The 14245-nt window shown below is 43.6% G+C and carries 7 protein-coding genes; 2 read left to right on the top strand and 5 right to left on the bottom strand.

Going from position 1 to position 14245, the window contains the following annotated elements:
* Positions 1–23 precede the first annotated feature (23 nt).
* Complete coding sequence (locus SRRS_RS21785) at positions 24–824, top strand: hypothetical protein (RefSeq protein WP_371363485.1); 801 nt, start codon at positions 24–26, stop codon at positions 822–824.
* Positions 825–1019: 195 nt separating this feature from the next.
* Here SRRS_RS21785 and SRRS_RS21780 read toward each other — a convergent pair whose 3' ends face one another.
* The 5 genes from SRRS_RS21780 to SRRS_RS21760 all read right to left on the bottom strand — a co-directional run bounded on the left by SRRS_RS21780 (position 1020) and on the right by SRRS_RS21760 (position 5299).
* Positions 1020–2390, bottom strand: a complete 1371-nt coding sequence (locus tag SRRS_RS21780; RefSeq protein ID WP_371363023.1) for an ISL3 family transposase — start codon at positions 2388–2390, stop codon at positions 1020–1022.
* On the bottom strand, positions 2335–2778 hold the full coding sequence (locus SRRS_RS21775; protein WP_371363025.1) for a transposase family protein: 444 nt from the start codon (positions 2776–2778) through the stop codon (positions 2335–2337). Before SRRS_RS21775 ends, SRRS_RS21780 begins: the two co-directional genes overlap by 56 nt.
* A 121-nt stretch (positions 2779–2899) precedes the next feature.
* Positions 2900–4477: an IS66 family transposase gene (locus SRRS_RS21770; protein ID WP_371363483.1), complete on the bottom strand. Its 1578-nt coding sequence runs from the start codon at positions 4475–4477 to the stop codon at positions 2900–2902.
* 98 nt (positions 4478–4575) lie between these two features.
* Entirely contained in the window at positions 4576–4932 is a 357-nt protein-coding gene (tnpB, locus tag SRRS_RS21765) for an IS66 family insertion sequence element accessory protein TnpB (protein ID WP_371363482.1), read from the bottom strand.
* Positions 4922–5299, bottom strand: coding sequence for an IS66 family insertion sequence element accessory protein TnpB (locus SRRS_RS21760; protein ID WP_371363481.1), 378 nt, complete (start codon positions 5297–5299; stop codon positions 4922–4924). The genes tnpB and SRRS_RS21760 overlap by 11 nt, the downstream gene beginning before the upstream one ends.
* Positions 5300–5898: 599 nt before the next feature.
* Here SRRS_RS21760 and SRRS_RS21755 point away from each other — a divergent pair.
* Positions 5899–14241: a hemagglutinin repeat-containing protein gene (locus tag SRRS_RS21755; protein WP_371363480.1), complete on the top strand. Its 8343-nt coding sequence runs from the start codon at positions 5899–5901 to the stop codon at positions 14239–14241.
* Positions 14242–14245 lie beyond the last annotated feature (4 nt).

Raw genomic sequence — 14245 nt, 5'->3', positions numbered from 1 at the left:
TAGCAAGTTTAAGGAGGAATAGGATGTTTCGGTTAATCGACATTGTTCTTTTTGTTATATTGGTACAATTTTTCGGAGGCGGCTTTTTTGCTTATTTACTTTTGCGTGAAATAGGAGATGCATTTTGTCGTTATCGGAAAGATGGAGTAATTTCATCTGGTACTATAAAATTCAAAAAAGGAAGCCAAGAAATAGCTTTAGGTGATGTAAATAATATTGAAGGAGGATATGAAAGAAGTTTTATTCTTCCATTCACAGTATTTATAGATGTGGACACTAAAAATGGATTACAAAACATTTGTTTGGATGATGAAGAAATTGTAAAATTTGTTAAGACAGATTTAAATCAAATAACAATTTCTACAAAATGGGACATTGATAAGAAACTTATTTCAATAACGCCAGCAGTAAATGGTGAAGAGCCATGTATTTTATATAATCCAGTGGGTAAATATGCACTGGAACCATATATGCCTAATTTACTTGGATTTCTTGTATTTACAGTTGCAGTAGGAGGATTATATTTCAAGTTGTTTGGCATTGGTATTTTTTGCACACTTTTTGCGATACTTGCGTTGATTTGTTTTATGCCGATATTTTACAAACAAGTATCAGTTATGATTAATAGTAGGGGAGTAGTATTAAAAAACAAAAATGGGGAGCATTTTATAGCTTTTAATGAGATATCAAAAGCTGAAAAGAAAATATTTCAAAATAGGGTTATTACAAAAAACGGTGATATAGTATATTTCCCAAAAGCTTGCTATTTACTCCCTGAATTTGTTGTGGAAATGACAAAAGGTAATAATTTAGCAACAGCTTAAAAGCAAGGTCAGCAGACGTAAAATCCACTGACGTCTCTTTGTACCCCAGGTTTTTCTCCTTAAATCACTTGAAGACATCAAACATTAAGAATGAGTCAGGGGGCGGTTTCTTGACTCATCCGACTGGCAATGCTGGCCGATGCCGGAGCAGCAATGTTGGTTCTGTTGTAAGCGTCCAATAGGTTCTTTCCAACTTTAGTTGATTTTCTGCAATTCTAATCTTAATAATTTAGATTTTAGTAATTTGAAACTGCAACGACCATACATAATTCTTTTAATCACTTTTAATTTATTGACACTACCTTCTGCTAAGCCATTGCTAAATTTTAGCCTTATTGCATTTTTGACCGCAGATATATCATTATTTAATCCAGATACATAGGAACTGATTTCAGATATATCTAATTTTTCCGCTTGGAGCATCCAGCTATCTAATAAATCAACTTTTTTAGAAAATACAAGTTCATGAAACTTTCGGAGCAATTCATATATCTGTCCCAAAACCGGATATTTTTTTATGATGGCTTCATACTGCTCATTGGTAATTCCCTTGATGGATTCGATCTTACGATAGATAAGCTGAACCATCCACTTACGCGCAACATATTCATTTGCCGTATTCGTTTTTTGGTTTTCTATATTTTTCTGATGTTCCCGTTCTTTTTGCATAAATACCCTCAATGCATCAACGGTTCCCGTATATCCTTTTTTACGAATGATTTCTGTTATCTTTTTATAAGTCATTCCTTTCGAACGTAGTTCTACTACTTCTGCTTCATACTCTTGTAGTTTTCCTGGCCTACGATTATCATAATGACCATTTACCAGTGTATACTTACCAGAAACATACTTCATAATAGTCTGGTAAGTATGTCCTGTAATACGACCTATTTCTTCGACTGGTTTTCCTTGTTTAAATAACTCTTGTACATGATTAACTCTAGCTTGTTTTCTTTCCATTTCCAGCCGGTGCTGCCTCTCTCGTGCAGAAATAGAAGGATACGGGATATCCTTTTCTTCCATTTTTAAATATTTGGATATCGTTGAAACCGACGAATGTAAAAGCAAAGCAATTTCAGACTGTGTATAACCTTCTACATATTTCGTCCTGGAAAACATAATTCTTTCATGGCGATTTCTAGTATTTAATAGCGCCTGCATTTCCAGGCTTTGTGTTACTATAGTTGCTGGTATTTCTATGCGTGCTGGATATAAACGGTACATATACTTTTCGACCGCTTCTGAAAGATTTTTAATAAGATGAAATCGATCACAAACTTGTACTGCATTCGGATGTGCCTGTGTTATTGCGGCAGAATAGGCAGGGGATCCATCTCTTGATACAACCGAAATATTAGGATATTGCATTAACCATTCTGAAACATCGTCCTTCTCACGTGAATCTAACAAATCAACAACTCGATGTGTATCCATATCAATCAAGATGGTTCCATATGTATAGCGTTTTTTCAATGCGAAATCATCTATACAAGCGTTGACTATGGCCTTTTTATCTATATTCTGAGGCATTTTTTTTAAGCAATCTACAAATGCTGCTTTTTCCAATCGTCGCAGTATTATCTGATAATAAAGAGGCAGCGGTAAGAGAACTTACATTGGAAGAAACCTTTAAAATATTATCTATCAATCTTTCTGTTTTACGGGCATTAACAGCTAAAAAATCAAATCGCTCAGCAAATGTTTTGTGTTTACATTCAGGATTTGTACAAAACATTTTCCGGTTATTCAAGAGAATGATGACCTTTTTGTTCATTATCGGTAAATCCTGAAACTCCCTTTGATATGTAGAATGTACTTTTGTTGAATAGGTTTTACAGTAGGGACATAGGACAATGGTTCGCGACGAAGCAACTTGAATAATTATCTTATCTTCTTTTATTTTATGCGCAATATATATTAAATTTGGATCAAGCATTGCTATAAAATCATTCATATTTTATAATCTCCAACTTTAATTTTAAATTAATTTTATTGCTTTTATACTATAAAATCAACTAAAGTTGGAAAGAACCGTCCAATAAGAAGGTGGCTAGAAAAAAACAAAACCGGCAATCTCATTTGCTGGTTTTGCTAGAAGAGCACTTTTTCTGAATGTCTGGGTGCCATGGAAGATAGTCATCTAAAATATCGGGATATTGCCGAAAAGGAACACCGGGTAAGTCTCCTAAAATATACTCTAAATAACGATGGGGACTTAATCCGTTGGCTTTTGCTGTCTCTACCAGGCTGTAGATGGCAGCACTGGCGGCTGCCCCTTTGGGACTGCCGCTAAATAACCAGTTTTTCCTCCCAATCGTAAATGGCCGAATACTGTTTTCTGCCAAGTTGTTCGAAATAGAGCAATTTCCATCTTTCAGATAGTTCATCAAACCTTCTTTGTACTTTAAAGCATATAGCAAGGCTTCACTAGTTTTGCATTTGGGCAGTATGGCTTGCCTCGAAGATTCTGCCCATGCCCAAAAAGCCACTAACATAGGCATTTGCTTCGTTAGACGCTCTTTGTAGCGCTTGTCTGCCGATAAGTTGCGTAGTGCTTTTTCCATTTCAAATAACTGGTTGCAATATTGAATTCCCTGTGCAGCCACTGTCGCCTCTGTTGATTGCACATCTTTCGGTAGGGCATCGACGAATTTTCTTCGCACATGGGCCCAGCAGTAGCACCGGATGATTTTTTCAACTTTGTCATATCCGGGATATGCATCGGTATGCAAATATCCTTGAAATCCTTTCAGAAATTTCTTAGGGTAATTGCCGCCACGACCCGGCTGATATTCAAAAAGCCGGATAGGATGCTCTCCATACTGACCGGTGCTGTAGACCCACATGTACGACTCCGTCGTATTTTTCCGGCCTTCTTCCTGTAAGACCTGGGTGGGAGTCTCGTCTACATGCAAATATTTTTCTTTCAGCAGTTCCTGCTGCAGGCGCTCAACCACCGGTAGCAGCCAATCTCGTGCGACCAGCATCAGCCAGTTAGACATGGTAGCCCGACTTAAGGTGACGCCCAGCATTTGCCACTCCGCTTCCTGCCGGTATAAGGGAATGGCATTGACAAACTTTTGATGCATAATCCAGGCCAGCGTAGAAGGCGAAGCCAAAGAATGCAAGATAACCGGGTCGGGAGTCTCGGCTTTTTCCATATAGGGTCTATCGTTTTTTCGGCAAGTCCGGCATTCGAGCGTCTCACAGTAATAGTCGATAACTCGGACCTGAGCCGGAATAAATTCCAGCTCAGACCGAACGAATTCTTCACCGACCGCCACCAGTTCGGTACCGCAGGTTTCGCAGGAACGTTCCGCATCGACCAGGTGATAAACTTTTTTCACATGTTCCAGATGTTTAACTTGATCCTTGCGCTGTCCTTTGTAACGTTTCTTGGCAAACTTGTCCGCTTCTTGCTGCAGGTTTGGCTCAGCTATTTTAGGATCAGCTTCTATTTCCGCTTCGTTGAACACCGGCGGTAACTCATCAAAAAGAGACACCTGCCCCTCAGAAAGGGAAGATGTCTTCTCCGAGCGCTTGCCAAAGAGCTGTTTCGTTAAATAGGCCACCGTATCATGCAGCCGTTTGTTTTCTGCTTCCAGCTCTGTAATTCGTTTTTCAAAAGCTTCCATCCGATCTAGAAACGTCATCTGCCAATTCCTTTGTACGATCTTTTTGCTATTTCCATTATACCACAAAAAACGTCAAAAACCCAGGAATTATCGGGATTTGCAGATGATTTTCTTTACTATACCCAAGCCGAAGTATCCAGCTTTTGTACTGCCTTGGGCGGATCAATGCACAGACCTTCCATCAGCCAACGAAGCTGCTGGGAAGTAATGGCCCGGACCGCCTCAGCGCTATGGGGCCATTGAAAGCGACCCTTTTCCAGGCGTTTATACAGCAGGACAAAACCGTCCCCCTCCCATAGCAGGGCTTTCATGCGATCGCGCCGGCGGCCGCAGAATAAGAACAGGCTGTTTTGAAAAGGATTGAGGGCCCAGTGCTGTTTGATGAGCATAACCAGCCCATCAATGGATTTTCGCATATCCGTGTAGCCGCAGGCAATATAGATTTGATTGGCTTGGGTAATGTCACCGAACATGGCCAAGGGCCTTTACGGTATGGGCGATAAGTTCTGGCGATGCACCATTACGAAGTTCTACGGTAGCCGAGCCTAGGCGCAGAATAAGAGGTGCAGGCGACCCGGCAATAGCCGGAGAAGTCGAATTTGCTTTGAGTAGCGAACCGGGAAGAGTTACTGGCACAATGCTTGACTCATCGTCGCCGCTCATCGGCAATGCTTCACAGGCTGCCTGCCGCACACAGCGCAACCAATAATAGTATCGCTTGGGATTAATGTTATTTTCAGCACACCAGGCAGATACCGTCTGACCGCTGCTACGGCACTGGCAGACGATTTCAATCCACTGGTTCAGTCTGTATTGTCGTTTTACTTTTTGGGTATCCAACTCTAAACCTCCTTGGGAGTTTTTCGACTTACTTTAAAAACTCCGTATCTCTATTTAGAGTTAATTATCTCATGGCTAGTTTTTAATTTCTATCCACTGTCTTGTTAGACGCTTACGTTCTGTTGAACGGAATGCGGCTTGTGCGGGAATTAAAAGGCGAGCCAAGATAGGGAGAGCTATTAATCCCTGAAAAAATGAATGAATAAAAACTTATCTACGAAGGGTAGCGAGGGAAACCTGTTCCGTTACTCCTTCGTATTTTTTATTTTTAGGGGAGCGAATAGCCTGCTAGTAAGCAAGATATTCGTTCCGAACCCTTAACGTAAGGAGACAAAATACATCAAAAAAATCATAAAATCAAAGGAAATTAACGGATTACAAGGAATGTATAGAAGAGAGAAAATATAACAATTTTGTAAAATTTAAGCCTATATAGCCTTAGACCTAGGGAAAATCAGCGGGCCTTCTGCTAGTCTCGAAATAGGCAAAAGCCTGGGCGGTTCAACCCGGGAATTTCGCGGTAGCGTCGCTGGCGTCCAACCGCTCTACCAAATATAAATAACCTTAGATAGGAAACCACAGCCCAAGGAGGGGATAACATGTCCGGATTTTCTCTAAAAAAGAAAGCCCAAAAACTAACTGCGTGGATCACCTTAGTACTATTTACCCTGCAGCCAAGCTTCATTGCCGCTCAAACCGTAGCCGATCCCAACGCAGCCAAACAAAACCGGCCGACCGTCGAAAGCGCCCAAAACGGTACCCCGGTTGTACAAATCGCCGCGCCAACCGCCAGCGGCGTATCTCATAACCTCTACCAGCAATTTAACATCGACCCCAAAGGACTCATCCTAAACAATTCCTATGGATTATCCAAAACCCAGCTCGCCGGATACATTCAGGGCAACCCTAACCTCGCCGGCGGCTCCGCAAGGGTTATCTTAAACGAAGTCACCAGCAACAACATCAGCCATCTCCGCGGCTACCTCGAAGTCGCCGGACAAAGAGCCGACGTCATCATTGCCAACCGGAACGGCATAATCGGCAATGGCTTCGGTTTCATCAACACCAACCGGGGCGTACTCACAACCGGTACACCCGTATTCGGCGGCAACGGCAGCCTCGAAGCCTTTCGCGTAACCGGCGGCCAAATCGCCGTCCAAGGTGACGGCATAAACGCCACCGGCGCCGACCGCGTCGACCTCATCAGCCGGGCTATTACCGTCAACGCCGGCATCTGGGCCAAAGAACTAAACGCAGTAACCGGTACGAATACCGTAGACTACAATACCCTAACCACCCATCCCATAACCGGCGACAGCACTGAACCCCAGCCCCAAGTGGCGATTGACGTCAGTGCCTTAGGCGGCATGTATGCCAACAAAATAAAACTAGTCGGCACCGAACAAGGCGTTGGCGTCAACAGCCAAGGCACCCTATCTGCCGATAGCGGCAATCTCATCCTAACCAACAACGGCCAAATCACCCTTGCCGGCAAAACCAGCGCCGCAGGCAGGATCAACATAAACGCCACCGACGACATAAACACTCAAGGCACAATCTTTGCCAAACAAAACACCAGCGTCAACAGCACCGGTACCCTAACCAACACCGGTACCATTGCCGCAGCCAATAACACAGAACTCACAGCCAAAACCATAGCCTCGACCGGAACCATAGCTGCCGGCATAAAAACAGACGGAACCATCGGGACCGCAGGCAACCTAACCGTCACCGCTACCGAAACATTAACGGCCACAGGTAAAAACATCGCCGGGAGCAACCTCGCCGTAACAGGAAAAGCTATCGACGCAAGCGGAGCTGCCACCTATGCCGGCAACGCAGCTACCATTACCACAACCAATGGCGACATTGACCACAGTGGGGCAACAACCCAAGTCAACGGCCAACTAACCTTGAACGCAACAGGGACAGTCAAAAACCTGAAAAATACAAATAACCAAACGGGACAAATCACCGCGGGAAAAATCGCCATCACCGCCAACGACATACAAAACCAGGACGGAATCATCCAGCAAACCGGTTCCGGCGATACCACCCTAACCGCCACCGGTACCATCGATAACACCGCAGGGATCATCGCCACCAACGGCACAAACCTTACCGTAAAAGCCAATACAATCAATAACCGCCAGGGAAAACTCCAACACGCGGGAACAGGAATCCTGGCAATACAAACAACCGATGGCGTACAAAATACCACCGGTACAATAGCCACCAATGGACAAGCCATAATCAATGCTCAGAATCTAGATAATACCCAAGGCACTATTACCGCCGGACAAGATCTGAAAATATCCTTAAACGGCAACCTAACGAATGCAGGAACCATCACCGCCATTAAAGATGCTGAAATAAATGCCAAAGACATGACCAACAAAACCGGTGGAACGATCATCACCGGCAACAACCTGAACCTAGTAACAAGCGGCACACTAACCAACCAAGGAACCATCTACGCCCAAGGAAATACCAATTTGTTAAACGCCGATACCTTAACCAACACCGGCCTCCTTGCCGCTGCCAAAGACACCACCCTTTCCGCCAACACCATATCTTCTACCGGAGTCATTGGTTCTGGTCTAAACAGCAACGGCAGCGTAGGCAATACCGGTAACCTTACCATAAAAGCCAATGCCACCGTTGCCACCAACGGACAAACACTAGCTGGCGGCGACCTCACTATCACTGGTACCGCCATTGATCATACCGGCGGTAAAACTTCTGCCGGTGGTACAGTCAGCCTTACCGCCACCAACGGCGATATCAACAACACCGGCGGCGAAATCCAAACACACGGAGCGTTAACAATATCAGTGGCCGGCAGTCTCAAAAATGATAAAGACAGCCAAGGTAAAACCGCTCAGATAACCGCCGACAAAATAACCGCCGTAGCTAATAGCATCAGCAACAAAGGCGGCACCATAAAACAATCAGGTGCAGAAAACACAAACCTAACAGCGGCAACTGCCATCGACAATACCGATGGCACCATTGCCAGCAATGCCGATAATTTCACCGTGGAAACCGGCATTCTAACCAACACCAATGGGAAAATCCAACACGCGGGAACCGGTGCGCTGACAATACAGGCGGCCAATACCCTGACTAATACCAGCGGCAGCATCGCCACTAACGGCCGGCAAACTATTCAAGCTCAGGCGCTAGATAACACCAAAGGTACCATTGTAGCCAAAAAGCAACTTACAGTAAATGCGCCTTCTATCGTAAACAGCCAGGGGACTATTGCTGGTGACACAATACATATCACCTCCCAAACCATCACCAACAACCAACAAGGCTTAATCCAGGCACAAAAAGGCCTAACAGTAAAAGCCCAAAACCTGGATAACCAGACAGGCAGTCTGCTAAGCCTTGACAACAGTGGTGCCATTATCGCCATTGACCAAACCATTCAAAACTCTAACGGCGTAATCGGTGGCAACGGGGATGTAAGCATAACCGCCGCCAACCTAACCAGCCAACAGGGACAAGTCCTGGCGCAAGGCAATCTTAATCTCACCACCAGCCAGAGAATAGATAACACCAATGGCAAGATGGTATCTCAACAAAATATTAACCTTAACCAAACCAACGCTACAGTAAATAACACCGGCGGCACGATCAATGCTGGTGGTGAACTAAATGTCCAGGCAAATACAATTAACAGCACAGGCGGTAACCTGACCGCAACCACCGATGTTAACCTTACCGCTCAGAACCTGGTAAATGGCACAACAACGGTCGGACGTGATGTCAACATCAACGTAAGTGGTGACTATACCCAGGAAAGCGGCCAAGTGCAGGCCAACCGGGATGTTAATATTCAAGTAACCGGAACAGCGACAAATAAAGGTAATATTAATGCCGTAAATGATGTCAAACTGACTGCCGGAACGGTTAATAACAATACAGGTGCTGTTGTATCTGCCAATAAGCAATTAAAAGTATCGGCAAACGCTGTCAACAACGGTGGCAAACTTGACAGCGATTTGGTAGATGTACAAGCACAAAATGTCAACAACACCGGAACCGTTATCGCAAAGAACCTAACCATGAACGCCGATACCATCAAAAACACCGGCGACTCGGCCATGCTGGCTACAACTACCGAAATGAACCTTACCGCTAAAACCGCACTGGAAAACAAGGATGGCGCTACTATCTACAGCGTAGGCAACATTACCATAGCTGGTAGTGACACGCGGGATGAAAAGGGACAACCAGTAGATAGAAGTAGTTCGGTGCTTAATCAGTCAGCTAATATTGAGGCTGATGGTAATATTGCTATATATGCTAAGGATATCACGAATAAGAAACGAGTAACTGAGGCTGGACAGACGGTTGTTTCGGAAGTTATTTATTCCAAGCCAATTGATAGGGAGGTATATATAAATTGTTACTCAGGTGGAGGTGATAGTGGTTTCAGCTGGACTGAAAAGGACTATGTCAAAAATTTATTTAACCCCAGCACTGCAATTAAATTAAGTGATACGGGTGGATTAGACAACCGTGGTGGAAGGCATGGAACGATTTGGTTACTTGGGACAACAGTAACTGAGACTAATTTTATCCAAGACTCTCCTGAAGGTAAAATTACAGCTGGTGGGAATATTACACTGCGAACCGATACCGTAAACAATAACAATAGTTCAGTTACTGCTGCCGGTAAATTGGATTCAACTGGAAAGTTAAATAATATTTCACAGGGACGAGTGAGAATAACTACTCGGCATTTAGCCGATAGCTACCGACATCATGTAATGTACTGTGGTGATATGGTCTATTATTACTATAACGAAAGTGACATTGGCGAAACTAATGCAGTAAAGCTTTATAGATCCACTCAACTCCACGACGAAAACACCTACGAACAATTGCCTGGTGCTACCGCTATCTTCGAAGGTAAAAAGCAAGTAATCATCAATTGCCCAAGCGTAACTAACATCACAAATAATCCTACAAACATTACCGGGGGCAATTCCTCAACCCTAAAACCTACACAACAATCCGATGTCTCCAAAATCCAAACAGTTCTAGGAAATGCTAATACAACGCCGATAGGGCAGGTAGGAATAACAGGTAGTGTATCCAACATAGTCAACAAAAACAGCATGAATATAACCTTGCCCTCCAATAGTCTCTATTCCATTCACACTGGACCAGGCAGTCGTTACTTAGTAGAAACAGACCCTAGGTTTGCTAATTACCAAACCTTTATTTCCAGTGACTATATGCTGCAAAACCTAGGCTTAGATCCCTCTAAAACAATGAAGCTGGTCGGCGATGCCTTCTACCAACAAAAACTCATTCGTGATCAAGTTAGCCAGTTAACCGGCAAGCAATTTCTCGGCGACTATTCCTCCAACAATGAAGAATACAAAGCCTTAATGGATAACGGTACGACCATTGCGAAAAAGTTCAACTTGCAAGTCGGTATTGCCCTAACCCCGGAACAAATGGCGCAGCTTACTTCCAATATGGTATGGATGGTAGAGCAAGAGATACAGGGACAAAAAGTACTGGTTCCCGTAGTCTACCTGGCCCCAAATCAAACAAACAGCCTGAGGAATAACGGCGCTATCATCTCCGGTGAAAATGTCAGCATTACGGCAGACCAAGACATCGTCAACCAGAACAGTAAAATAACCGGCGGCAACATCAACCTGGTTGCTGGCCGGGACATCAAGAATGAAACAACTACCTATGTTGCTAAGACAGGCGTTCATTTCGAATCAGGTAACGACATCAGAACCATGGCCGGACAAACCGCCGAAATTACCGCTACCGGCAATCTAACCGTTAACGCCAAACAAGATGTAAAAATCAACGGTGGCAAACTTTCCGCAGGCAACAACGTAACCATCGAAGCTGGCCGCAACCTAGAAGTAGGGTCAGTAGCTACCGGTAATATAACTACCAGAAGAGATTATCTCAACGAAACTACCGCAAACATAACCAGCAGCATCAAAGCTGGCGAAAACATAACCATGACAAGCCACCAGGATACTAATCTGAGCGGCGCTAACATTGATGCCGGTAAAGACCTGAGCCTTACTTCTACTGGCAATGTTAACATCACCGCAGTCAAAGACGAAGCACTGTTAGATGAAAAAATAGGTTCAAGCCGAAACTGGAAACGTACCCGTACTGACGATGAAACAGTTATCGGAAGTAATCTCCACGCTGGCGGCAACGTCACGATTTCGGCAACTCAGTCAGAAGGCAACAAACAATCTAACAAAGGCAATATCACCATTGCCGGTAGCAACGTCACCAGCGATAACGGTAAAATTACCATCAAGGCAGATAAAGACGTAACAATTCAAGAGGTCAAAGAAAAACACGAATCACTCGTACAGACCCATAAAAAGAAAAGTGGTTTCTTTTCCTCGAAAACCACAGATACTCTCGACTATTCCCTGACTAACCAAGTCAAAGGCAGCACCATTTCCGGTGACCAAGTCGACATCAATTCCGGCAACAACCTTACCGTCAAAGCCGGCACAGTTGTCGCCACAAACGACGTCAAGCTGCAAGCCGACAACGACGTAACCCTTACCTCCGCCCAAGAAACCGGCAAAGAAGAACACTACAAACGCGTCAAAAAATCCGGTCTATTTGGTGGTGGCGGCTTAGGTTTCACTATTGGTAAAGAAAGCACAACAACCACCTTAAACGAGCAAGTAAAAGACGAAATCGGTACCACTGTTGGTTCCATCAACGGTAATGTAAGCATAATCGCCGGCAACAAAGTAAAGAGCGAAGGCACAACCTTTGTCAGCGGAAAAGACACCAACATCACCGGCAAAGAAGTAACCATCGACAACACTATTAACACCTACGACAGCCAGTACAAGTTCCAATACAAGAAAAGCGGACTTACCGTGTCCTTGGGGAGTGGGGCAATTAGCGCCGGACTCAATCTCACTGGCGACTTGGAGCGAGGAAGTCAGGTAAAAGATGAACGCCTCCAAGCCCTCTATGGATACAAGGCAGCAAAAGACCTAAAAACCCTCGGAAAAGAACTTAAAGGTAATCTTAAAGACGGCTTATCTGTTAATGTCAGTCTTGGTTCCACTAAGATGACTACGGAGCAGAACACCCACGTAGAGACAGTCAATGCATCAAACATAACAGCAGGGGGTAACGTTACCGTCAAAGCAACTGGGGGCGATGTCGACCTTAAAGCTACAAACATCAATGCTACCAATATTACAATCGACGCCGTAAAAGATCTCAACATCGAGTCAGCCCAAAACAAAATGGAGTCCAACACCAAAACAAAGTCATCCTCCGCATCAATCGGAGCATCTTTCGGTATTTCAGGCTCTTTCGGGGGATTCGACGGTAGCTTTAACTCCAGTAAAGGTAAAGAAAATGAAAACTCTACTACCAATACCGAAAGCGTACTCAACGCTAGCGGTACGTTGAATCTAAAATCAGGTAATGACACAAACATAATTGGTTCTCAAGTCAAAGGCAAAAAAGTAGAAGTAAACGTCGGCGACAACCTTAACATAGTCAGCCAGCAGGACAGTGAGAATTACACATCGAAAAATCAAGGTATTGGTTTCGTATTCAATACGGGAAAAGTTGATGGAAAACCATTACCTTCGGATGTTCAAGGGCCAGTTAATAAAGTAAACTCTGTTGATGTCAAAGGCTCATTTAGTTCAGATAAAACTAACTCAACTTATACCAGTGTGATAGAACAAGCAGGTATATACGCGGGCAAAGAGGGCTTTGATATCAATGTAGGGAAAAATACAGACCTTAAAGGTGCGGTCATTGCCAGCGACGCTACACCGGATAAGAATAAGATTAGTACCGATACGCTGACTTACTCGGATATTGAGAATAAGGCGGAGTATAAGGCGAGTAGCATTGGGGTTAATTACGATAGCAAGAAATACAGTCCTGAGGATAAAGAAAATTATAAAAATCAAGGTCTGACGCCTAATATCGGGGTAACATCTTCTGGAGATGCTGATAGTACAACTAAGTCGGCTATTTCACCTGGAACCATTGAAATCAGAAGCAATCCAAATCAAGATTTATCGAAACTTAGTCGAGATACTAATAAAAGTTTAAATGCTTTAGGTAAGATATTTGATAAGAAGAGCGTTCAAGAACGACAAGAGCTAGCGAATTTATTTGGACAAGAAGTTTTTGATGCTATTGGTAATCTAAAATTAAAAGAAGGTAGCCCAGAGAAAGTTACTCTTGATGCCTTGGCGGGTGGCTTAATGGCACAATTAGGCGGGGGGAACTTTACCTCAGGTGCTGCAGGGGCAGGATTTAATCAATTAGTTCAAACTGAATTAGCTAAGATTAAAGATCCAGCTTTACATCAGTGGGCTAGTGTGGTTGTAGGAGGGATAGCTGCCCAGTTAGCTGGGGATAGCACTTTGACAGGGGCAAGTACGGCAGTTAGTGAGACAAGGAATAATTTCTTTAAGCATTACTACACAGTATGGTGGAGTATTTTCATAGCACATACAGACAAAATTAAAGGGGTTATTGCTCAAGCACAAATTGAAAAAGCAGGTACTGGCTCGGAAATATATAATTTGGATTTTGGTGATGGTGACGTTTTGCGAATAAAAACGGGCCATGGTTATCGAGATAATCATCGTTCACAGACTGAGGGTACAGTTCCGCCGTTTACAGCAACCGATAAAGATACTATTATCCAAGCCGTCACAAGTGCAGCTTTAACAGCATATGCGGATCATCAAGTAACGGGCACGAGCTTTCCTGTATTAGGAGAAAGTGAACCCCAAACAATATATACTAATATGTTCTTATTTAACCCAGGAACGGGAAGAAACGAATATACTCGAGTTGAGATTAAAGTGGGATATAATAGTTATAAAGGTGCTGTTGAAGTATCAGATTTTTATCCTGTATTAAGACTTTAAAGGT

The organism is Sporomusa rhizae (assembly GCF_041428845.1).
GTDB classification, from domain to species: domain Bacteria; phylum Bacillota; class Negativicutes; order Sporomusales; family Sporomusaceae; genus Sporomusa; species Sporomusa rhizae.
The sequence above is the reverse complement of the archived record's forward strand: the minus strand, read 5'-3'. Positions and strand labels throughout refer to the sequence as shown.

Bases quoted from the DNA above. Each gene is read 5' to 3' on its own strand.
- SRRS_RS21785 (WP_371363485.1), top strand. From the start codon at position 24: ATGTTTCGGTTAATCGACATTGTTCTTTTTGTTATATTGGTACAATTT.
- tnpB (WP_371363482.1), bottom strand. From the start codon at position 4,932: ATGTTCGGTGACATTACCCAAGCCAATCAAATCTATATTGCCTGCGGC.
- SRRS_RS21770 (WP_371363483.1), bottom strand. From the start codon at position 4,477: ATGACGTTTCTAGATCGGATGGAAGCTTTTGAAAAACGAATTACAGAG.
- SRRS_RS21755 (WP_371363480.1), top strand. From the start codon at position 5,899: ATGTCCGGATTTTCTCTAAAAAAGAAAGCCCAAAAACTAACTGCGTGG.
- SRRS_RS21775 (WP_371363025.1), bottom strand. From the start codon at position 2,778: ATGAATGATTTTATAGCAATGCTTGATCCAAATTTAATATATATTGCG.